Genomic DNA, 20,862 nt, shown 5'->3' with positions numbered 1-20,862 from the left:
CTCGATATAGGTGTCGGTGCGCGGGACGTAGGCTTCCGGCTGGTAGTAGTCGTAGTACGAAACGAAATATTCGACGGCGTTGTCGGGGAAGAAGTTCTTGAACTCGCCATAGAGCTGCGCGGCGAGCGTCTTGTTCGGCGCCAGGATCAGGGCCGGGCGCTGCGTCGCCTCGATCACCTTGGCCATGGTGTAGGTTTTGCCGGAGCCGGTGACGCCGAGCAGCACCTGCGAGCGGTCGTTGCGCTCGATACCCTCGACGAGCTCGGCGATCGCGGTCGGCTGGTCGCCGCGCGGCTGGTACTCGGACTTGATCTCGAAGCGCACGCCACCTTCGGACTTTTCCGGGCGCGGCGGCCGATGCGGCGTCCACACCTTCATGGAGCCGTCGTCCTTGCGGAATTCGGGCCGGCCTTCGCGGATCAGCGCTTCCAGCGCCTCCGCGGTCGCCTTGACGCCGAGTGCCTCCATTTTGTTGCGCGGCGGACGCGCCAGGGCCTCGGCGTCGTCCTCTTCGGTGGGAAGGCCGAGTTGGCGCGCCAGTTCCGGATCGAGCGTCGGGATCGTGGCCGCGGTGCCGTAATTGGCCTGCGGCGCCTCCTCCAGTCCGGTCGCCTGCGTGGACTGGCGCGCACCGGGCGGTTGCGGATTCGGGCGCAGCGGCATGGGCCGCGTCTTGTCCTGCGGAAACTCCTTGGGCGTCGAGGCACGCGCGCGATGCGCCGCCGCCTCGCCGCCGGCGCGGCGGTCGCGCGAATTGTCCGGCGGCGGCTGCAGCCCGGTGCCCGATCCAAGCCCGGCATCGCCGCGATTGATCGCGGGATTGAGCAGTTCGGCCAGAGCCGGCCCGATCGGCTGCACGTCAGGGCGATGCGCCTTCGAATTCGGAGCCTTGGATTTCGGGGATTTGCCGGATTTTTCGGAGGATGCAGGTTTCTTCGCCATGGGGCGAATATGGGACGAGTCCGCCTTTCAGAAAAGGGCGAATGCCCGTCCCGGATCAGCCTGCTGACAGCAGGTTGGCAGCAGCCCTGACGATTACGCCGCGGGTGATGGTTCGTCGGCGTCCTCGCCCACGGGGCGCGGCTTGAGGATGTCGAGATGAATCCCGCCGCAATCGGTGCAGCGCATGGTCCAGTATTCGCAACCGGCGCGGCCTCCGATCACGCGGAGCACCCTCAGATCGCCGTCGCATTCAGGACAATTGGAGAGCACGGGCCGCGTGTAGATCCGCGACCGCGATGGATTTTCGATTTCAATGACTGACATGACCGGTTCCCCCGTTTTGCGCCGCGCCGTCTCCTGTCGTCCCCAGAGACGGCCCCGGTCGCTTATTCGTCGCTGTCGGCCCGGCGGCGAAAGCGATCGATGTGGTGCTTGGCGTCCGCGATCGCGGCATCCTGGTCGGGCCAGGCGAAACCGACCTCCATGGCCGGGAACAGTACGCCGTCGATGGCAACCGGGCTGAAATCGGCGCGCCTGATCCGGGCGTGCCAAAGTCCTTTGCCTGCTTCGAAGGATTCGATGTCAAAGCCGTCGTAGAGGGTCGTCATGGTCGTCCCCGCGTTTCCTTAGAGGGTCAGGAGACCACGTTTCCGGATCGACGTATGTGAAGCCGTTCACAGGCGCGGGCTTTTTTGCCCTCGGCGCGCTCAGTTCCGGACGGCGGCGCGGCCGATCCGCCTGGCCGGACGGGCGGCGGGCTCCGCTGCGGCGCGCATGATCCAGCGCCGGAACGCGGCGAAATCGCGCTGTTCGGTCTGGAAACTGCGATAGACGAGATACCAGCGCATGCCCTTGGGCACCGAGAGGTCGAACGGCGCGATCAGGCGGCCGGCGGCGAGATCGTCGTCGATATAGGGCCGGATTCCCATCGCGATGCCGAGGCCGTCGGCGGCGGCCTGAAGGGCCTGCCCGTAGAACTGGAACTCCGGCCCGCGCGCGTTGATCCGCGTCAGGTTCGCGGTCCTGAGCCAGATCGGCCAATCCTCCGGCGAATGCGCGACGCGGATCAGGCTCGGGCCCCTGAGATCGGCGGGCCGCTTCAGGCTGGTGGCGAGGCGGGGCACGCAGACCGGGGTGAGATCGCCGGCGAACAACGGCTCGGAAACGAGTCCCGGCCAGTCGCCCGTGCCGAGCTTGATGCCGCAGCTCCAGTCCTCGCCGAACGGCACCGATGCGCCGCCGGTGGTGAAGCGCACCTCGATGTCCGGCTCCTCGCTGCGAAACTCCGACAGGCGCGGGATCAGCCAGCGCATCGCGAAGGTGTGTCCGACGCCGATGGTGAGCACGCGGACGCTGGAAGGCGCGGTCACCTGCGCGGTGAGGCTGGCCAATGCATCGAAGATCGGCGTCAGCCCGCTCTGATAGGCGCGGCCCGGCTGCGTCAGCACGAGGCGGTTGGCCTTGCGCTCGAACAGCGCCACGCCGAGCCGTTCCTCCAGCAGATGCACCATGCGGCTGACGGCGGCCGCCGACACGCTGAGCTCGAGCCCGGCCGCAGCAAAGCTGCCGGTCCGTGCTGCCGCCTCGAATGCCTTGATGCCGTTGAGAAAGAGCAGCCGCCGCAAGCGTTCATACCCTCAGGAAAGCTGATGCCAGGCCAAGATAACTCAGTTTGCGCGAAGGGAGCAAGCGAGGCAGAAATATTCGGGTCATTCATGCCGATTTTTCTCGAGGGGCGCGCTGCTCTTCGCCTCTGCCCGCCTGCGGGGAGGGGCCGACACGTGAAGCGTGGCGGGTGAGGGGGGACTTTTCCGCAAGTCCAACTCTCGCCGGCTCTGCAGAGCCTCACCCTCACCCCCGCTCTCTCCCTACAGGAGGGGCGAGTGGGAATGAGCAGTCTGCGTCCGCAAAGTGTCATCAAAGGAAACCTTCTCGTGACGCCCATCGTGATCGCTGCCCTTGGATTGCTGATGGTCGCCACGGCGTTTCTGTCGGGGCTGTTCGGCATGGCGGGCGGGCTGGTCCTGATCGGCGTGCTCCTGGCCCTGATGCCGCTGCCGACCGCGATGGTGCTGCACGCGATCACGCAGATGGCCTCGAACGGGTGGCGCGCCCTGCTGTGGCGCGCGCATATCCGCTGGCGCCCGGTCGCGGTCTACCTGATCGGCTGCGCGGTTGCGCTCGCGGCGTGGTCGCTCACCCGCTACGTGCCCGACAAGCCGGTCGCGCTGCTGCTGCTCGGCGTCACGCCGTTCATGGCGCGCCTCCTGCCTGCGAACGTCAAGCCCAATCCCGACAGTGTCTGGCAGGGCACGGCCTACGGCTCGATCTGCATGGGCCTGATGCTGATGACCGGTGTATCGGGACCGCTGCTCGATACCTTCTTCCTCGGCGGTAATTTCGGCCGGCGCGAGAAGGTCGCGACCAAGGCGATGTGCCAGCTCGCGAGCCATTTCACCAAGCTGATCTATTTCGGCGGCGTCATCGACCAGGCGGCGACGCTCGATCCCATGCTGGCAGGCGTCGCGATCGCCGCTTCCATGCTCGGCACGACGCTGGCCCGGCGCATCCTCGAGGCGATGACCGACCAGCAATTCGTGGCCTGGTCGAACAAGCTGATCACCACCATCGCCTGCTACTACATCGCCTATGGCGGCTGGCTCCTGCTTCGCACGCCGGTGCTGGCGGCCTTCGACAAGGGAGGTTTGCAATGAGCGAGACGGCCGATCCCCTGGTGCTCGATTTCGTGGAATGGGTTGCGCGCGAGCCGCGCGCTTATGCCGAGGTGGTCTCGACCTGGAAGACCTCGTGCCCGCGCCTCACCATCTGGGAGGACGCCGCCGATCGCGGCTATGTCGCGCGCGAAACGCTCCCCGGCGTCGGGTTGACGATCGCGGTGACGGCGGACGGCGCGAGACTGCTCCGCACCAACGGGCGCTGACGTCTCTCCATATCGTCATTGCGAGCGCAGGCGAAGCGATCCAGAATGCCTCCATCGCGGCAGCCTGGATTGCTTCGTCGCAAGAGCTCCTCGCAATGACGGAGCGGGTGGAGGTGTTGCATGTCGCTCAAACTCTTCGAACTCGTCGGCACCGATGCCGCGCGTCCGTTCAGCCCGTTTTGCTGGCGCACGCGGATGGCGCTCGCGCACAAGGGTTTGTCGGCGGAATCGCTGCCCTGGCGCTTTACCGAGAAGAGCGCGATTGCGCCGCACGGCTCGGAAAAGGTCCCGGTGCTGCTGCATCACGACAAGCCGGTGGTCGATTCCTGGACGATCGCGAATTATCTGGAAGACAATTTCCCGGATCGTCCGTCGCTGTTCGGCGGCGAGGGCGGCCGTGCGATGGCGCGCATGATCAACGCCTGGGGCGACATCGCCATCGTCGGCGGCATCTTTCCGCTGATCATCGCCGACATTCCGAAGAATCTGGCCGAGGTCGATGCCGCCTATTTTCGCCAGTCGCGCGAGGCGCGTTTCGGCGGCAAGAGCCTGGAAGAAATCATGGCGAGCCGCGACAGCGGCGTGGCCGGGTTCCGCAAATCGCTCGAGGTGATGCGCCAGACGCTGAAGCGGCAGCCTTATCTCGGCGGCGGCGCGCCGAACTACGCCGACTACATCGTGTTCGGCGGTTTCCAATGGGCGCGCGTCGTCAGCCCGTTCAGCCTGCTCGAAGCCGATGATCCCGTCTATGCATGGCGCGACAAGCTGCTCGATGCATTCGGCGGCATGGCGCGGACATCGCCGGGGTATGCGGTGTAGATGGATGCGCCTGCCGTTACGCGCAGGCTTTGCCCGTCACGCGCTCGTTCCTCACCACGGTTTCGACCAGCCTGCGCGCGACGTTGTTCAAATCAGCGAGCGTCAGATAGCCTTGCGCATACGCTTCCTGAGTGAGGCGCTCGATGCGGCGGTCCTCTCCGGTCGACCATTGCTTCGCGATATAGTCGGCGCCAGGCTTGCCGAATGTTTCGGGGTAGCGCTCCATCTGGTTCTGGCGCTGATAGTAATATTCGTTGAGACCGCTGATGAACTGCTTTCGGCCGTCTTGCGCGCAACGGGCACCATAAGGCTGTTCGAGCGTGGCGATGGCGCTCTCACGCTGTCTCACCCTGCCGTCCACCGCGTAGTTTTCGTTGCTGCCATATCCCGGCCCGTCCGTCGGGGCCGCCTGGGGCACTTTGGATTCGGGCGCGAACGCCCATGCTCCGACCTGACAGATGATAACTGCCCAGATGAGAAACCAGACGCGGCTCATTTGCGGCTCGCTGTCGCGCGCTGCCGCGGCAGGCAGACAGGTGATGGTTCGGACCAGAGGCCGGGACCGGAGAATCCCAGCACCGCAAGTCGGATATCCGCGGGAAAATCCTCCTGGACGACGCCCTTCTGCTCGAAGGCTTCCTGGAGCGCAGCCTTGACGCGCATGTCGAGCGGCGTCGAATACGCGGCGTTGGCTTGGTCGCGCTTCGTTTCGCTGCAGAACATCCCCAGGGCCGGATTCGGGCAGTCGTAGATCTGCATGTAGCCGCGCACATAGGCCGACGTGGCCGCAATGAGATTGGCCTTCATCGTGCCATCGCACGGCGACATTGCGTAGGCGGTGCCGGCCTGCAACGCGTCCATTCGCAGCGCATCGAGCTTCGGGTCCTTGTCACTCTGCGCGGTGTGTTCCGCTTCCCACCTCTTGCGCTCGTAGGCCTTGGCACTCTCGTCGCCGAACGTCGCCTTGAGCGTCGGCTTCAATTCGCCGATCGGTGAAAAGGACGTGGTCGGAAATCCGCGCAACGCCCAGGAGATGCCGACGAAGGCAGTGACGAAGGCCATGCAGGTCAGGAGGATGAAGCGGCTCATGCAGCGTACTCGGATTGACGCCGCGCAACCTAACCGTGTCTGGTTAAGGGGTGTATCAATAAGCGAGTTCCACCCCGTGAGGGTAAACGGAGATCTAAGGGGATCACCTGATTTCGCGCGGTCCTATCTCGCGGGCGTTGTCACGGCTTTGCTGCGGTCGTGGCCGCTTTCCGCAGACACTCCCGGCACAGGCAGTCTTCGCCCTTGACCGGCATCGGCAGGCGCGCGGTTTCCTCCGCGCACCAGCATGTTCCCGACAGGTCGCAGCCGAATTCGGTGCCGCAGCGGGCACAAAGGAGGCGGCGGGTACCCGGAGCCTGCAACGATGATTCTTTCGAATTTGTCATGATCTACGCCGAAGCTTCGCCGTCATTTTCATGTCGGGTTCATGTCTTGCCGCAGTATATTATGCGGCGCGCGCAGGCTCGCAAAGCGCTCACGAAGATGCGAAGGACAGATCGATGGCCCGCGATTCGCAAGCCGCCCTCGTTGCGCTCAACCGCTTCGGCTTCGGCGCCCGCGGCGGCGCGTCCGGCGACCTCATCAACGCGGGCTCCGATCCCAGAGGTTTCGTGAAAGCGGAACTCGCCCGGCCCAACGGCGTGCTGCTGGAGGCTCCCGGCCTGCAATCGACGCCGCAACTCGCCGAGGCCGTGTTCGCCTATCAGGATCAGGTCAAGCAGGCGCGCGAGGCGGCCGCCAAGGCCGGCACGCCGACCGAAGCCCCGGCCGCGCAGGCGCCGGCCGATCCGAAGCCTGCGCCGCGCCGTAACCTGTCCCTGAACGCGGCGATGACCGAGATCGCGGGCCAGATGGCCGAAACGAAGCCGGCGGACAATGCCCCGAAGCCCGACGCCATGCAGCCGGGAGCCGCCGCGCCGCAGGCCGCCAAGCCCGCGCCGCAGCCGCTCAATGTCATCCAGAAAACCTATCGTGCCGAAGCGCTGGCGCGGCTGCAGCGCGCGACGCTGGTCGATTGCGGCTTCACCGAGCGGCTCGTCGTGTTCTGGTCCAACCATTTCTGCATCTCCGCGACCAAGGGCGAACTGGCGCGAATGTGGGCCGGCGCGTTCGAGCGCGAGGCGATCCGCCCGCATGTGCTCGGGCGCTTCGCGGACATGCTGAAAGCGGTCGAACAGCATCCGGCGATGCTGTTCTTTCTCGACAACCAGCAATCGCTCGGCCCTGACTCGCGCGCGGGGCAGAATCGCAAGCGCGGGCTCAACGAGAATCTCGCACGCGAGATCATGGAGCTGCACACGCTCGGCGTCGGCGGCGGCTATACGCAGGAGGACGTCACCTCTCTCGCGCGCATCATCACCGGCTGGACCTTTGCCGGCCGGCAGGGGCGGCTCGGGGCGCCCGGCGCCTTCGTGTTCAACGTCAATGCGCATCAGCCCGGGCCGCAGGTGCTGCTGGGCAGGACCTATGAGGCGACGGGTGTTGCGCAAGGCGAGGCCGCGCTCGCCGACATCGCGCGCCATCCCTCGACGGCGAATTTCATCGCCACGAAATTGGTCCGTCACTTCGTCGCCGACGATCCGCCGCCGGCGCTGGTTGCGCGGTTGCGCGAGGTCTTCGTCAAGACCGACGGTGATCTCAGGGCGCTTGCGACCGCGCTGGTCGATTCCGACGAGGCGTGGCGGGCGCCGCTTACCAAGATGCGCTCGCCCTACGATTTTCTGGTCGCGAGCGGACGGCTGCTCGCGCGTGTTCCCGAGGATCCCGGCGCCTATCTGAACAGCCTGAACCTTCTGGGCCAGCCGCTGTGGTCGCCGGCGGGGCCGAATGGCTTCCCCGACACAGGCGCCGCATGGGCCGCGCCCGAAGGCCTGAAGCTCAGGCTCGATATCGCCTCGCAGATGGGCGCGCGGCTCGGCAACAACATCGATCCGCTCGACCTGCTGGAATTCGCGGCGGCGGATGCGGCCTCCACCGAGACGCGGCGGACCATCGAGCGTGCCGAGTCCCGCCAGCAGGCGCTGGCGCTGCTCCTGATGTCGCCGGAAATGCAAAGGAGATGACGATGGATTGCACCGAGAACCGGCTCATCACCTCGCGCCGCGGCCTCCTGCTCGCGGGCGCCTCGTTCGCGGCCTGGGCCTATCTGCCGAAATTCGCGCGCGCGGCTGACGGCCGCGATCCGCGGCTGGTCGTCGTGATCCTGCGCGGTGCGCTCGACGGGCTCGCCACCGTCGCGCCGGTCGGCGATCCCGACTATGCCGGCCTGCACGGATCGATCGCGCTGGCAAAGGATGGCGCGCATCCGGCGATCATGCTGGATTCCTTCTTCGCGCTGCATCCGGCGATGCCGGAATTCTCGCGCATGTATCGGGAGTCGCATGCCGCGGTGATCCACGCCGTCGCGACGCCGTACCGCGATCGTTCGCATTTCGACGGCCAGGACGTGCTCGAAAGCGGCTATGCCGGTCCCGGCCGCGTGCAGTCCGGCTGGCTCAACCGCGCGTTCGAAGCACTGCCGCGCGGCGAGCGCGTCTCGAGCGGCCTTGCGGTCGGTCCCACCACGCCGCTGGTGCTGCGCGGCAATGCGCCGACCGTCGGCTGGGCGCCGGTCGCGTTGCCGCAGGCCGACGACGACACCGCGATGCGGCTGGTCGATCTCTATCGTCACCGCGATCCGGCTCTGGCGACGGCGCTGTCGCAAGGTCTTCAACTCGAGAAGGCCGCGAGCGGCGACGAGATGAAGCCGAAGGGCGGCAACGCGGCCGTGCAGATGCGCCAGGTCGCGCGTGGCGCGGCCAAGCTGATGGCGGCCGATGACGGCCCGCGTATCGCCGCGCTCGCCTTCGACGGCTGGGACACGCACGCCAACGAAGGCGGTCCGGTCGGACGTCTGGCGTTTCTGCTCGGCGGGCTCGACGGTGCGCTCGCCGAATTCCAGAGCGGTCTCGGCGATCGCTGGCGCGACACCGTGGTCGTGGTCGCAACCGAGTTCGGCCGCACCGCGCGCATCAACGGCACCGATGGCACCGACCACGGCACCGGGACGATCGCCCTGCTCGCCGGCGGCGCGGTGAAGGGCGGCCGCGTTATCTCCGACTGGCCGGGCCTCAAGCTCGCCAGCCTCTACCAGGGCCGCGACCTCAAGCCGACCACCGATCTGCGCTCGGTCATCAAGGGCGTGTTGCAAGGGCAGTTCGGCCTGTCGGATCGCGTGCTGGCGGAAACGGTCTTTCCGGACAGCGCCTCCGCGCGACCGATGCAGGGACTGGTCGTCTAAGCCGTCACTCCGGCGCGCGCGCAGCGCGAGCCCGGAATCCATTCATCCACCGGCTCTGTTGGAGAATGGATTCCGGGCCCGCCTTGCGGCGCGTCCCCGAATGACGAGATAATCGCCTGAGCATCATCAGGAGACCACCCGCATGTACATCGCCATGAACCGCTTCCGCGTCACCAAGGGATCGGAGGCCGCCTTCGAGCAGGTCTGGCTCTCGCGCGACACCCATCTGGACAAGGTGCCGGGCTTCGTCGAATTCCATCTGCTGAGGGGCCCCGAACTCGAGGACCACACGCTGTATGCCTCGCACACCGTGTGGGCGAACCACGCCTCGTTCGAGGCGTGGACCAAGTCGGAGGCGTTCCGCGCGGCGCATCACAAGGCGGGCGACAACAAGCCGCTCTATCTCGGCCATCCCCAATTCGAAGGCTTCGAGGTGATGCAGACGGTCGGACGCGGCGCAAAGTAGCGCTCCGCGTCCGGGGAGTGCAAGGCGTCAGTTCTGGAGGGTGATCCTGTCGATCTCCGCCATGTCGTCCGCGCTGAGCTTCCACGCGATCGCCTTGACGTTCTCCTCGACCTGCTCGACGCGGGTGGCGCCGGCGATCACGCTCGACACCTGCGGACGCGCGGCGAGCCAGGAGAAGGCGAGCTCGACCATGCTGTGCCCGCGCGCCTTGGCGAAGGCCGTGAGCTTTTCGACGATGTCCTCGTTGCGCGGCGTGACGTAGCGGTCGCGCAGCCGCGGCACCTTGCCGAAGCGGGTATCGCCTGGCGCGGCCTCGCCCTTCCTGTACTTGCCGGTCAGGAGTCCGCTCGCGAGCGGGAAGAACGGCAGCAGGCCGAGCTTGTATTCCTGCGCGGCCGGCAACAGGTCCTTCTCGATGTCGCGCACGACGAGCGAATACTCGTCCTGGCAGGAGACGAAGCGGCTGACATTCATCGCGCGCGCGACGTACTCGGCTTCGGCGATCCGCCAGGCCGGAAAGTTCGAATTGCCGATGTAGCGCACCTTGCCCTGGCGGACGAGATCGTCGAGCGCGCGCAGGCTCTCCTCGATCGGCGTCAGCGGGTCGTAGTCGTGCTGCTGGTACAGATCGATGTAGTCGGTCTTCAATCGCTTCAGGCTCGCTTCCACCGCGTCCATGATGTAGCGCCGCGAGGCGCCCTGCTTGGTGCCGTCCTCCGCCATCGGCTTGGAGTATTTCGTCGCCAGCACGATGTCCTTGCGGCGATCGCCCAGCACGGCGCCGAGCACGTTTTCCGAACCGCCCATGTTCGAATAGATGTCGGCGGTGTCGAACAGCGTGACGCCGAGATCGAGCGCGCGATGGATCACCTTGCGCGAGGTCTCCAGATCCGTGCGCTGGCCGAAATTGTTGCAGCCGATGCCGACCGCGGACACGCGAAGGCCGGAGGCGCCGAGATTACGAATTTCCATGGGAGGTCCCTGTCAAACGAAAAGCCGCGGCCATTGTGACCGCGCCGTGTCCCGGCAGCAAGGCGCCGGCCGCGCTGCAGCCATGCCGACGGCGGAATTTCGGGCAAAAAAATGCGGCCCCTGTCAGACGCGGCGACTGACGGGGACCGCTTGGGGCGCTTGATCGGTGACGGGGGGCCAGATCAGACGCAGGTGCAACCTAGGCCCGCAGTGTTACGCGCCGGTGACAGGCAGACTTATCCACAGGGCTCTGCCGCGAGCGAGATCAGAAGATCTTGCGGTAGACGATGAAGCCCGATCGCTCCGCGACCTTGTCGTAGAGGCTCTGCGCCCTGACATTGGTCTCATGCGTCTGCCAGTAGACGCGTGGCGATCCCGCGAGCTTTGCACGATCGTAGACGCCGTGGATGAGCGCCGAGGCGACGCCCTTGCCGCGCGCGGGCTCGAGCGTGAACAGGTCCTGCAGATAGCAGGACGGTTCGATCGCCGTGCTGCTGCGGTGAAACAGATAGTGCGTCAGTCCGAGCAGGCGGCCGTCGCTCTCGGCGACGAGGGCATGCACCGGCTCATAGGCGTCGAAGAAACGCTGCCATGTCACGCGCGTGATCTCGACCGGCAGTGCGGTCGGGCCCGAGCGGCCATAGAAGGCGTTGTAGCCATCCCACAGCGGCAGCCACTGGTCGTAATCCTGCTTCGTGACGGGGCGAATGGTGAGTGACATCTGGATGTCCGCGATCCTGCCGGGCAACGGCCCGATGAAGCGTCATTCATACGTGATGACGGCATCGCCGATCAATCATGCTGCTTTCGCACCTGGAGAAGGCTTTGCGCGCGGTTCATCCTTCGCCATGCCCGGCTTCGGCGGTCTCGGGATCAGCGCGCATCTCGAGCCGTGACGGCCGCGAACTCGTCACTCCGCCGCGCGAAGATAGCGGATCAGCCTGCGGTTCGCGGGATCGCGCAGCGAGCGGTAGTAGTCGGCGCGTGACGGCGCGTCGGTGTGGCGCACGAGGTCGGTCACCGGCGTATAGACCAGCATGCGGCCGCCGTCGGGCAACACGGTGCAGACGAAGCGCAGCACTTCGCCATTGGCGAGATTGATGTTGATCGGCGTGGCATCGCCGGTCCGCACCATCTCCATGCGCCGCGCGATGAAGATGCCCAGTTCGTCCTCGGGCAGTTCGAAGGCCCCGGTGTCGCGGCCGTGATACATCAGCGCGATGAACGGCGGCTTGTCCTCGGCCTTCGCGTCGGGCAGCGCGAAATAGTCGCGGAACGCGCGGTTGATGAACTCGGCACGGGTCTCGGCGTCGAGCAGCACGATGCCGATATCGACCTGGTCGAGCGCGGCCGAGAGCCGCGCGGCGGCGTCATGGTCGTGGCGTTCGGCGGCCGCCGAGCCGAGCAGGCGCTCGCGCATGAGCCCGGTGACGATGGCGGTCCCGGCCGCCGTCGCCGCCAGCAGGCCGAGTTCGACCAGATCGGCATGGCCGGGGACGGCGCGGTGATGGAGCAGGAACAGCGCCGCGCCGATCACCGCCATCGCGGCCGAGGCCGTGGCGGAGGCGAAGCCGAACAGCACGCCGGCGATGGCCACGACGCAGACGAACAGCGGTGCGGGCGAGGGGGCGTCGAGATGGCGATCGAGCACGATTGCCAGCAGCGCAATCGCTGCCGTCAGCGCCGGACCGGAGATCGTACGCCAATCGAACCGCATGGCCGTGTCTCGCTCTTCCCCGAACGAGGTAAGGCCGCAACACTGACCGATCGTTCCGCGGACGCGGTGGGGTTTCGCGCAGCGCGCTTAAGCCGGCCTTGCTGCGGAGCGCAAAGCTTTCGGATGATTTTAGGCCAAATTGCCGTGCTTGGCGCGGTGCTGCAGCGCCGGCGCGTTCAGCGTCAGCGCGCCGGTGTTCCTGCGCGTGCCGGTCACGATCAGCAGCGACGCCGCGACCAGGATGGCCGCAGTCAGGGTGATCGCAACGACTAGCACAGGCGATTTCATCGATGTCCTGTCGCGATGTCGATCGGCGCGGGTCACGCGGTGCCTTGAAGGCCGGTCCAGGATGAAATGGAGATCAGAGCGGCAGGGCCATCGCCATGGTCGCCTTGGTCGACAGCACCGTGAGGGTGACGATCAGGCAGAGCGAGAGCGCCGCGATGGTGAGCGAGGCCGCCACCGCGTGGGTCAACCGGGAAGACGCGACGGTGGCGGGGCGGCCCTGAAAGCCAACCGGGCCGGACGTCCGAATCATGGTCTAAATCCTTCGACGTGCGGGCGAATCACCCGCGACATCGAACAATTTCACAGTTTCAACCGGCAATATTGCGGCGCTGCCGTCCCAATCATGGCAATATTGGGGCGGCGGTCGGCGTTATGCCCGCTGTTTCCAGCCGGATCGGGCGGTCAGGCGCTGGCTGCGATCGAGGCTGGATCGTCGATGTCGGCGGGGCGCCAGTCCATGGACACGAAACCGGGCGAGGCCTCGACGCGCTTCAGCCAGTCCCGGATGGCCGGGAAGGGCGACAGGTCGAAATCGCAGCGGTCCGCCACGTGGGTGTAGCCGTACAGCGCGATGTCGGCGACCGTGAGCTGGCGCGCCGCGAAATAGGCGTTGGTCTTGAGGTGATTTTCCATCACCTGGAGTGCGCCGTAGCCGCGCTCCATCCAGTCCTCCAGCGCGTGGGTCTGGAGGTCGCGGCCGCCCTTGACCAGCGACAGCCAGAAATAGGCCGCACCGATATTCGGTTCGAGCGCGTGCTGCTCGAAGAACATCCATTGCAGCGCTTCGGCGCGCTCGATGCGGGTCTCCGGCGCGAGCGGCGTGCCGATGGCGACGTACCACAGGATGGCGTTGGATTCGGCAAGGTAGCGGTCGGCGCCGACCTCGAGCAGCGGCACCTGACCGGAGGGATTCTTCGCCAGGAAATCCGGCGTGCGGCTCTCGCCGCGCAGAATGTCCACCTCGATCGCCTCGTAGGGCAAGTTCAGCAACGCAAGCGCAAGGCGAACCTTGTAGCTGTTGCCGGAGCGTTGCATCGAATAGAGCTTGTACATTCCGGGAGTTCGATTTCGAGGACGGGAAGGCGCGGAGCTTGTTGCTCCGCAACGCGGCTAAACAATGATGCCGATGCGAATCCACCGCAAGGGCTGCGCGATAGAAAAACTCGAAAACCCTACTGCACTGCAGCGCCACGGAAGATCATTGTCGCACACCGATGAAAATCGGATCACGCTTGCGTCAACGCGTGGACGAATTGCGTTGTGCATTCGTGAACGGGCGGAGCATTTCGAGTTGGGACGTCAATGCTTCCACACCGTCATGGCCGGGCATGGCGGTCCGAAGCACGGCCTCGCCCCGCTCTCCTGCGTCCGAACTTATCCACGCCACACGGCACAAGGGACGCGGATGCCCGGCCAGCCGGGCATGACGATGCCGAGGCTTCACGATTTCAGCACGCAAAATTGCTCCGAGGACAGGCCTTGCCGGATATGAGGGATTCCGGCGGCAAAGTTGCGGGATATTGCGTTGAATCCGGCTTCGAACCGCTAGAATTCGTAAACTTTTCCGGGATCTGGGCGAAGTTTTCTTGCGGTGCAGCGGCTCACGTTTTAGGGTGGCTGCATTCCCACAATCAGAGTCGTGAACGCTCAGGGCTTCACGACGCTCGCCAGGAGATGATGATGTCCTTCCTTGCCGCTGCGCTCGACCGTGTGAAGCCGTCCGCGACCATCGCGGTCACGGATAAAGCACGCGCGCTGAAAGCGGCGGGCCGCAACGTCATCGGTCTCGGCGCCGGCGAGCCCGACTTCGACACGCCCGCCAACATCAAGCTCGCCGCGATCCACGCCATCGAATCCGGCAAGACCAAGTACACCGCGGTCGACGGCATCCCCGAGCTGAAGGACGCGATCATCGCGAAGTTTCAGCGCGAGAACGGCGTCGTCTACAAGCCGAACCAGATCATCGTCGGCACCGGCGGCAAGCAGGTGCTCTACAACGCGCTGATGGCGACCATCAATCCGGGCGACGAGGTGATCATCCCGGCGCCCTATTGGGTCAGCTATCCCGAGATGGTGGCGCTCGCCGGCGGTGAGCCGGTGCCGGTGATCTGCACCGCCGCGACCGGCTTCAAGCTCCAGGCCGAGGCGCTCGAGCGCGCGATCACGCCGAAGACGAAATGGGTGATCCTGTGCTCGCCGTCGAACCCGACCGGCGCGGCCTATACGCGCGCCGAGCTCAAGGCGCTCACCGACGTGCTGGTCAAGCATCCGCATGTGTGGGTGATGACCGACGACATGTACGAGCACCTCGTCTATGACGACTTCCAGTTCACCACCGTCGCGCAGGTCGAGCCCGCCCTGTACGACCGTACGCTCACGGTGAACGGCGTGTCGAAGGCCTATTGCATGACCGGCTGGCGCATCGGTTACGCCGGTGGCCCGGCGCAGCTCATCAAGGCGATGTCGACCATCCAGTCGCAGTCGACCTCGAACCCGTCCTCGATCTCGCAGTGGGCATCGGTGGAAGCGCTGAACGGTCCGCAGGACTTCATCGCCGCCAACAACAAGGTGTTCAAGGAGCGCCGCGACCTCGTCGTCTCCATGCTCAACCAGGCCAACGGCATCGAATGTCCGCGTCCCGAGGGTGCGTTCTACGTCTATCCGTCCTGCGCCGGCACGATCGGCAAGAAGGCGCCGTCGGGCAATGTGATCGGGAACGATGAGCAATTCGTCACCGAGCTGCTGGAGACCGAAGGCGTCGCCGTGGTGCAGGGCTCGGCCTTCGGCCTCGGGCCGGCGTTCCGCATCTCCTACGCGACCAAGACCTCGGATCTCGAGGACGCCTGCAAGCGCATCCAGCGCTTCTGCGGTAATCTGCGCTGATCCGATCGCAACAAGACATTGAAAAGGCCCGCCTTCCCGGCGGGCCTTTTTATTTGCCGCGCGCGATCTGGTCCCCCGAGGGCTCTTGTGGCATAGAACGTCGCGCGCCCCGGATCAGGGGCTCTCTCTGCTCGCATCACATTCATCGCCGGAGACATTCATGCGCCGCTCACTCCTCCTCGCCGGACTCACCGCCGCGAGCCTGGTCGTTTCCACCGCGGGCGGCAGCGCACAGCAGCAGCGCATGGTGCGCGTCGGCGTGCTCGAGTGCCGTGGCGGCGCCAGCATCGGCTTCGTGGTCGGATCGGTGACCAATCTCGGCTGCGTCCTGCGCGCCGAGGGCCTGCCCGAGGATCGCTACGTTGCGACGATCCGCAAGGTCGGCATCGACCTCGGCATCACCCAGGAGACGGCGCTCGCCTGGGGCGTGTTCGCGCCGGTCGACCGGCTCGGTCCGGGCGATCTCTCCGGCAATTATGCCGGCGCGCAGGGCAGCGCTTCGGTCGGTGTCGGTCTCGGCGGCAACGTGCTGGTCGGCGGCTCCAACAATTCGATCGCGCTCCAGCCGCTCAGCGTTCAGGGCCAGGTCGGACTCAACGTCGCAGCCGGACTCGAGAGCCTGGAACTGCGCCCGGGCCGCTAAGCGCCTCGACGGTGTGCGGTATTGACCTTTTCCCGCGGGAGGACATGGGCGTCCGCCCTCGGGGCTTGGTCTAATTGACGACGCAGCGCAGCGACGTTTCGCGCTTGCCAAACGATGGGGACCGGCAGAGCATCCATTGCTGCCGACCCAATCATGGGCCGAGCTCCAGATGAAGGAGGCGGCGAATGGGACAAGACGTCAGAAGTCCCCGAGGTCCACGGTGCATTGCGCTGGTGGGCCCTTTCCAAAGCGGTAAAACCACTCTTCTCGAAGCGATACTGGCGCGCACCGGAGCCATCCCGCGCGCCGGCAGCGTCGATGCCGGAACGTCCGTCGGCGACGCCAGCGCCGAGGCCCGTCATCACAAGATGACAGTCGGCCTGACTGCCGCCACCACGAGTTTCATGGGCGACAGCTATACCTTCCTCGATTGTCCCGGTTCCGTCGAATTCGCCCACGACATGCGCGCCGCACTTCCCGCGGTCGATGCCGCAGTCGTGGTGTGCGAGGCCGACGAGAAGAAGTTGCCGCAGCTTCAGATCATCCTGCGCGAGCTGGAGGAGCTGAAGATTCCGCGTTTCCTGTTCCTCAACAAGATCGATCGCGCCAACAAGCGCATCCGCGAGACGCTCGCAACCCTGCAGCCGGCCTCGCGCGTGCCGCTGGTGCTGCGCCAGATCCCGATCTGGAAGGGCGATCTGATCGAGGGCTTCGTCGATCTCGCGCTGGAGCGCGCGTTCGTCTATCGCGAGCACAAGGCCTCGGAGGTCATCGCGCTCGAAGGCGGCGATCTCGATCGCGAGAAGGAGGCCCGCTTCTCGATGCTGGAGAAGCTCGCCGATCATGACGACGCGCTGATGGAGCAGTTGCTGGAGGACATCCAGCCGCCGCGCGATGCCGTGTTCGACGATCTCGCCCGCGAATTGCGCGAGGGGCTGATCTGCCCCGTGCTGCTCGGTGCGGCCGCGCGCGAGAACGGCGTGCTGCGCCTGATGAAGGCGCTGCGCCATGAGGCGCCCGGCATTGCGGAGACGGCGAAGCGGCTTGGCGCGCCCGAGAGCAAGGATGCGCTCGGCTACGTCTTCAAGACGCTGCACTCGCAGCACGGCGGCAAGCTGTCGCTGACCCGGCTGCTTGCCGGCCATCTCGACGACGGTGCCACGCTGCAATCCTCCTCCGGCGGCGCAAGCCGCGTTTCCGGCATCCTCGCCGTCAACGGCGCCTACGACACCAAGCGCCCCGCGGCGGAGGCCGGCGATACGATCGCGCTCGGCAAGCTCGATCCGATCAAGACAGGCGAGATCGTCTCGGGCGGCAAGACCCAGCCGGCATCCCTGATCAATGTGGAGCCGACGCCGCCGGTGCTCGCGGTCTCGATTGCGGCCACCGATCGCAAGGACGACGTCAAGCTCGGCCAGGCGCTGGCGCGGCTGCATGAGGAGGATCCCTCCCTCATCGTGGTGCAGAACGCCCAGACCCACGACACCGTGCTGTGGGGACAGGGCGAAATGCACCTGCGCGTCGCGAGCGAGCGGTTGCGCGATCGCTTCGGCGTCAAGGTGACCTCGCATCCGCCCGCGATCGGCTATCAGGAGACCATCCGCAAGCCGATCACCCAGCGCGGCCGCCACAAGAAGCAGTCCGGCGGCCACGGCCAGTTCGGCGACGTCGTGCTCGACATCAGGCCGCTGGCGCGCGGCGAAGGCTTCAAGTTCGCCGAGAAGGTCGTCGGCGGCGCGGTGCCGCGCAACTACATCGGTGCGGTGGAAGAGGGCGTCGTCGACGGGCTCGCGCGCGGCCCGCTCGGTTTTCCCGTCACCGATCTGCAGGTGACGCTGACCGACGGCTCCTATCACAGCGTCGATTCCTCCGACCTCGCCTTCCGTACGGCGGCGCGCGTCGGGCTCAACGAAGGCCTGCCGCAATGCCAGTCGGTGCTGCTGGAGCCGATCCACATGGTGGAGATCGTCTGTCCGACGGATGCGACCGCGCGGATCAACGCGATCCTGTCGGCGCGGCGCGGACAGATCCTCGGCTTCGACACCCGCGACGGCTGGGGCGGCTGGGACTGTGTGCGGGCCATGATGCCGGAAGCCGAGATCGGCGAATTGATCGTGGAGCTGCGCTCGGCAACCGCCGGCGCCGGCAGCTTCACGCGCCAGTTCGACCACATGGCCGAGGTCACCGGGCGCGCCGCCGATCAGATCATCGCCGCACATCAGCACGCGGCGTGACGCGGTCCGTGCGGTAAGGCGCCTCCCGCTCTTTCCCTCTCCCGATCGTGTCGGGAGAGGGAAGATCAAGTCACAGCCGTCTCCCCTCGTCGTTGCGAGCGCAGCGAAGCAATCCTGGCTGTCCCCCGAAGGCGGCCTGGATTGCCTCTTCGCTTTGCTCCTCGCGATGACGAATGGAAGGACTTGCATGCGCCTGCGATTGATGTATTTTACATCATTGTATACGTATAGACTATCACTTATAAACCCTGATACGTGAGGCCAAGGTGATCACGTCATTCCAGATGCGGGCAGCCCGCGCGCTGCTCGGCATTGACCAGAAGACCTTGGCGGAGCTCGCCGGCGTTTCGCTCCCGACCATCCAGCGGATGGAGGCCAGCACGGGCAACGTGCGCGGCGTGGTCGAGACCTTGATCAAGGTGGTCGAGGCGTTCGACCGGGCCGGGGTGGAGCTGATCGGCGAGCAGGCGCGCAGCGAAGGCGGTGGACGCGGCGTTCGTCTGAAGGAGCCGGGCCCGCCGCGCCGAGTGGGGCATGGTCGCAGCGATGATCGTGCCCGAAAGCAAGTGAGCTAACGCACCGTCGCGTCCGGATCGCGGCCGCACGATGCAGTGGAGCATCGTGGGCATGAGCATCATCAGCGAGCGGGCCGGCGGCCTGCATCAGTTTCGTCAGCCGACCTTCGCCGAACTCTATCTGCCCAAGCTCGTCACCGTCTGGCGCGAAGGCTATGGCGTTGCGGATCTCCGCGCTGATGTGTTCGCGGGCCTCACCGTCGCGATCGTCGCGCTGCCGCTGTCCATGGCGATTGCGATCGCCTCGGGCGTGACCCCCGACCGCGGCCTCTACACCGCGGTGGTCGGCGGCTTCGTCGTGTCGCTTCTCGGCGGCAGCCGTTTCCAGATCGGCGGACCGGCGGGCGCGTTCATCGTGCTGGTCGCGGTGACGGCCGAGCGTCACGGTGTCGACGGCGTGATCCTCGCCACCCTGATGGCGGGTCTGTTGCTGGTCGCCGCGGGCTTCCTGCGGATCGGCACCTACATCAAGTTCATTCCCTATCCGGTCACGGTCGGCTTCACCGCCGGCATCGCCGTGATCATCTTCGCAAGCCAGCTTCGTGATCTCGCCGGGATCACGCTGTCCGCAAAGGAGCCGAGCGAATTCATTCCCAAGCTGGTGGCGCTCGCCGGCGGCCTGCGCACCGTCAATCCGTCCGCGCTGGCCGTTGCCGTGGGCAGCATTCTCGTCATCGCCGGCTTGCGGCGCTGGCGTCCGTCCTGGCCCGGCATCCTGATCGCCGTCGTGCTCGCGGCGGTCGTGACTGCGGCGCTGTCGCTGCCGGTGGAAACGATCGGGACCCGCTTCGGCGGAATACCGCGCGAGCTGCCGTCGCCCGCATGGCCTGTCTTCTCGCCGGAGAAGGCGATCGCGGTGCTGCCGGATGCGATCGCGTTCGCGCTGCTCGCCGCCATCGAATCGTTGTTGTCGGCCGTGGTGGCCGACGGCATGACCGGACGACGTCACCGCTCCAATTGCGAGCTGGTCGCGCAGGGCGCCGCCAACATCGCCTCGGCCCTGTTCGGCGGCATCTGCGTCACCGGCCTCATCGCGCGCACAGCCACGAATATCCGAGCGGGCGCGCGCGGGCCGCTCGCGGGTATGCTGCACGCGGTGGTGCTTCTGCTGTTCATGCTGGTCGCAGCGCCGCTGGCGAGCTACATCCCGCTGGCTGCGCTCGCCGCCGTGCTGGTCGTGGTCGCCTGGACCATGGCGGAGAAGCGCGAATTCGCGACGCTGCTGCGCTCCTCCTGGGGCGATGCCGTCGTGCTGCTCGCAACCTTCCTGCTGACGATCTTCCGCGATCTGACCGAAGGCATCCTGGTCGGCTTCGCGCTCGGCGCGGTGCTGTTCATCCACCGCATGGCGGAGGTGACCGGCATCGAGGAGCGCACGCCGCTGGTCGATGCCGACCGTCCCGACGACAGTGACGGAGAACGCGTGCCCTATGATCCCGAACTCGCCGTCGATCGCGACGTGCTGGTCTATCGCATCACGGGCGCGTTCTTCTTCGGCGCCGCATCAGCGATCGGAAGCGTGCTCGACGGCATCGCGGACCGGCGCAAGGCGTTCGTCGTCGACTTCGCCGCGGTGCCGTTCCTGGACTCGACGGCGGCGAACGTGCTCGGCCGCGTCGCCGCCAAGGCGCATCGTCAGGGCATCCGCCTCTTCATCACCGGCGCCTCGCCGACGGTCCGCCGCGCGCTTTTGACCCATGGCGTGACGCCGCCGCGCGCACGTTATCGCGAGACGATCGAGCGCGCCGTGGCCGACATCAAGGCGCATGCGGTCGACAAGGCAGCAGCGGACTAGCGCTGCGCTACCGGACTTCGGCGCGCCCGGGCGTCACGTCGCGCGAAGGGAAGAGGCCGGATCGCATCGGCGAATGCGATCCGGGTGAGGGGCACAGTCTCGCGATGCGCTGCGGCCTTCACCCCGGCTGCATGGGACGTTGCTTCGCATTGCCAAGCGCAATCCGGCCACCGCGGTGGGAAGGTGAGATCCGCGCATCGATCTTAGCGTCGCACGCCGAAGCCGCGCACTTCTCAAGCCGCTCGATTTGACCGACA

The 20,862-nt window shown here is 66.3% G+C and carries 25 protein-coding genes; 12 read left to right on the top strand and 13 right to left on the bottom strand.

Translation table 11 applies throughout. The features are described 5' to 3' along the window. From QM712_RS15840 to QM712_RS15825, 4 genes are all read right to left on the bottom strand, one after another. Nucleotides 1-942 (bottom strand): DEAD/DEAH box helicase family protein (locus tag QM712_RS15840; protein WP_415024041.1); only part of this gene is annotated, 942 nt, incomplete at its 3' end. 93 nt (nucleotides 943-1,035) lie between these two features. Next, nucleotides 1,036-1,266 (bottom strand): hypothetical protein, encoded by a 231-nt coding sequence (locus tag QM712_RS15835; protein ID WP_415024040.1) that lies wholly within the window; start codon nucleotides 1,264-1,266, stop codon nucleotides 1,036-1,038. 62 nt (nucleotides 1,267-1,328) lie between these two features. Beyond that, a complete protein-coding gene (locus QM712_RS15830) occupies nucleotides 1,329-1,550 on the bottom strand; it encodes a hypothetical protein (RefSeq protein WP_415024039.1) in 222 nt (73 codons plus the stop codon). Between the two features lie 99 nt (nucleotides 1,551-1,649). Beyond that, nucleotides 1,650-2,567: a LysR substrate-binding domain-containing protein gene (locus QM712_RS15825; protein WP_415024038.1), complete on the bottom strand. Its 918-nt coding sequence runs from the start codon at nucleotides 2,565-2,567 to the stop codon at nucleotides 1,650-1,652. A gap of 309 nt (nucleotides 2,568-2,876) precedes the next feature. Between QM712_RS15825 and QM712_RS15820 the strand changes: the two genes are divergently transcribed. The 3 genes from QM712_RS15820 (at nucleotide 2,877) to QM712_RS15810 (ending at nucleotide 4,702) form a co-directional block, all read left to right on the top strand. Continuing rightward, on the top strand, nucleotides 2,877-3,656 hold the full coding sequence (locus QM712_RS15820; RefSeq protein ID WP_415024037.1) for a TSUP family transporter: 780 nt from the start codon (nucleotides 2,877-2,879) through the stop codon (nucleotides 3,654-3,656). Continuing rightward, entirely contained in the window at nucleotides 3,653-3,883 is a 231-nt protein-coding gene (locus QM712_RS15815) for a hypothetical protein (RefSeq protein ID WP_415024036.1), read from the top strand. Before QM712_RS15820 ends, QM712_RS15815 begins: the two co-directional genes overlap by 4 nt. A gap of 120 nt (nucleotides 3,884-4,003) precedes the next feature. Continuing rightward, nucleotides 4,004-4,702: a glutathione S-transferase family protein gene (locus QM712_RS15810; RefSeq protein WP_415024035.1), complete on the top strand. Its 699-nt coding sequence runs from the start codon at nucleotides 4,004-4,006 to the stop codon at nucleotides 4,700-4,702. 16 nt (nucleotides 4,703-4,718) lie between these two features. Here QM712_RS15810 and QM712_RS15805 read toward each other — a convergent pair whose 3' ends face one another. The 3 genes from QM712_RS15805 to QM712_RS15795 all read right to left on the bottom strand — a co-directional run bounded on the left by QM712_RS15805 (nucleotide 4,719) and on the right by QM712_RS15795 (nucleotide 6,138). Continuing rightward, nucleotides 4,719-5,198 (bottom strand): hypothetical protein, encoded by a 480-nt coding sequence (locus tag QM712_RS15805; protein WP_415024034.1) that lies wholly within the window; start codon nucleotides 5,196-5,198, stop codon nucleotides 4,719-4,721. After that, nucleotides 5,195-5,791, bottom strand: a complete 597-nt coding sequence (locus QM712_RS15800) for a hypothetical protein (RefSeq protein WP_415024033.1) — start codon at nucleotides 5,789-5,791, stop codon at nucleotides 5,195-5,197. The genes QM712_RS15805 and QM712_RS15800 overlap by 4 nt, the downstream gene beginning before the upstream one ends. A gap of 140 nt (nucleotides 5,792-5,931) precedes the next feature. Further along, nucleotides 5,932-6,138, bottom strand: a complete 207-nt coding sequence (locus tag QM712_RS15795) for a hypothetical protein (RefSeq protein ID WP_415024032.1) — start codon at nucleotides 6,136-6,138, stop codon at nucleotides 5,932-5,934. Nucleotides 6,139-6,252: 114 nt separating this feature from the next. Here QM712_RS15795 and QM712_RS15790 point away from each other — a divergent pair, with 114 nt between their 5' ends. The 3 genes from QM712_RS15790 to QM712_RS15780 all read left to right on the top strand — a co-directional run bounded on the left by QM712_RS15790 (nucleotide 6,253) and on the right by QM712_RS15780 (nucleotide 9,498). Then, nucleotides 6,253-7,815, top strand: a complete 1,563-nt coding sequence (locus QM712_RS15790) for a DUF1800 domain-containing protein (protein ID WP_415024031.1) — start codon at nucleotides 6,253-6,255, stop codon at nucleotides 7,813-7,815. Then, nucleotides 7,812-9,032: a DUF1501 domain-containing protein gene (locus QM712_RS15785; protein WP_415024030.1), complete on the top strand. Its 1,221-nt coding sequence runs from the start codon at nucleotides 7,812-7,814 to the stop codon at nucleotides 9,030-9,032. Before QM712_RS15790 ends, QM712_RS15785 begins: the two co-directional genes overlap by 4 nt. A 142-nt stretch (nucleotides 9,033-9,174) precedes the next feature. Continuing rightward, the gene (locus QM712_RS15780) at nucleotides 9,175-9,498 is read left to right on the top strand and encodes an antibiotic biosynthesis monooxygenase family protein (protein WP_415024029.1); all 324 of its coding nucleotides are present in this window, start codon (nucleotides 9,175-9,177) and stop codon (nucleotides 9,496-9,498) included. Nucleotides 9,499-9,525: 27 nt separating this feature from the next. On the opposite strand, the gene QM712_RS15775 is transcribed toward QM712_RS15780, so the two are convergent. Together QM712_RS15775 and QM712_RS15770 are read right to left on the bottom strand one after the other, a co-directional pair. Then, nucleotides 9,526-10,470 (bottom strand): aldo/keto reductase, encoded by a 945-nt coding sequence (locus QM712_RS15775; RefSeq protein ID WP_415024028.1) that lies wholly within the window; start codon nucleotides 10,468-10,470, stop codon nucleotides 9,526-9,528. Between the two features lie 265 nt (nucleotides 10,471-10,735). Further along, a complete protein-coding gene (locus QM712_RS15770; protein ID WP_415024027.1) occupies nucleotides 10,736-11,191 on the bottom strand; it encodes a GNAT family N-acetyltransferase in 456 nt (151 codons plus the stop codon). On the opposite strand from QM712_RS15770, the gene QM712_RS15765 reads away from it, so the two are divergent. Further along, nucleotides 11,181-11,366: a hypothetical protein gene (locus QM712_RS15765; protein WP_415024026.1), complete on the top strand. Its 186-nt coding sequence runs from the start codon at nucleotides 11,181-11,183 to the stop codon at nucleotides 11,364-11,366. The genes QM712_RS15770 and QM712_RS15765 overlap by 11 nt on opposite strands. 14 nt (nucleotides 11,367-11,380) lie before the next feature. Here the strand turns inward: QM712_RS15765 and QM712_RS15760 are convergent, their stop codons facing one another. From QM712_RS15760 to QM712_RS15745, 4 genes are all read right to left on the bottom strand, one after another. After that, complete coding sequence (locus QM712_RS15760) at nucleotides 11,381-12,187, bottom strand: PAS-domain containing protein (RefSeq protein WP_415024025.1); 807 nt, start codon at nucleotides 12,185-12,187, stop codon at nucleotides 11,381-11,383. A 129-nt stretch (nucleotides 12,188-12,316) separates the two neighbouring features. Continuing rightward, nucleotides 12,317-12,475, bottom strand: coding sequence for a hypothetical protein (locus QM712_RS15755; RefSeq protein WP_415024024.1), 159 nt, complete (start codon nucleotides 12,473-12,475; stop codon nucleotides 12,317-12,319). Nucleotides 12,476-12,548: 73 nt separating this feature from the next. Continuing rightward, nucleotides 12,549-12,725, bottom strand: a complete 177-nt coding sequence (locus QM712_RS15750) for a hypothetical protein (protein ID WP_415024023.1) — start codon at nucleotides 12,723-12,725, stop codon at nucleotides 12,549-12,551. Nucleotides 12,726-12,877: 152 nt separating this feature from the next. Further along, nucleotides 12,878-13,528: a glutathione S-transferase family protein gene (locus QM712_RS15745; protein WP_415024022.1), complete on the bottom strand. Its 651-nt coding sequence runs from the start codon at nucleotides 13,526-13,528 to the stop codon at nucleotides 12,878-12,880. Between the two features lie 627 nt (nucleotides 13,529-14,155). On the opposite strand from QM712_RS15745, the gene QM712_RS15740 reads away from it, so the two are divergent. From QM712_RS15740 to QM712_RS15720, 5 genes are all read left to right on the top strand, one after another. After that, nucleotides 14,156-15,358 carry a pyridoxal phosphate-dependent aminotransferase gene (locus QM712_RS15740; protein ID WP_415024021.1) on the top strand — a complete coding sequence of 401 codons (1,203 nt, stop codon included), beginning with the start codon at nucleotides 14,156-14,158 and terminating at the stop codon, nucleotides 15,356-15,358. A 160-nt stretch (nucleotides 15,359-15,518) separates the two neighbouring features. Beyond that, nucleotides 15,519-16,001 carry a DUF992 domain-containing protein gene (locus tag QM712_RS15735; RefSeq protein ID WP_415024020.1) on the top strand — a complete coding sequence of 161 codons (483 nt, stop codon included), beginning with the start codon at nucleotides 15,519-15,521 and terminating at the stop codon, nucleotides 15,999-16,001. A 185-nt stretch (nucleotides 16,002-16,186) separates the two neighbouring features. Next, the gene (locus tag QM712_RS15730) at nucleotides 16,187-18,235 is read left to right on the top strand and encodes an elongation factor G (RefSeq protein WP_415024019.1); all 2,049 of its coding nucleotides are present in this window, start codon (nucleotides 16,187-16,189) and stop codon (nucleotides 18,233-18,235) included. A 266-nt stretch (nucleotides 18,236-18,501) separates the two neighbouring features. Beyond that, complete coding sequence (locus QM712_RS15725) at nucleotides 18,502-18,810, top strand: helix-turn-helix domain-containing protein (RefSeq protein WP_415024018.1); 309 nt, start codon at nucleotides 18,502-18,504, stop codon at nucleotides 18,808-18,810. 52 nt (nucleotides 18,811-18,862) lie between these two features. Next, nucleotides 18,863-20,605 carry a SulP family inorganic anion transporter gene (locus QM712_RS15720; protein ID WP_415024017.1) on the top strand — a complete coding sequence of 581 codons (1,743 nt, stop codon included), beginning with the start codon at nucleotides 18,863-18,865 and terminating at the stop codon, nucleotides 20,603-20,605. Nucleotides 20,606-20,862 lie beyond the last annotated feature (257 nt).

Source organism: Bradyrhizobium sp. (assembly GCF_047605465.1).
GTDB lineage: Bacteria > Pseudomonadota > Alphaproteobacteria > Rhizobiales > Xanthobacteraceae > Bradyrhizobium.
Note: the sequence above shows the minus strand (reverse complement) of the source record. Positions and strands in the feature narration are given on the sequence as shown.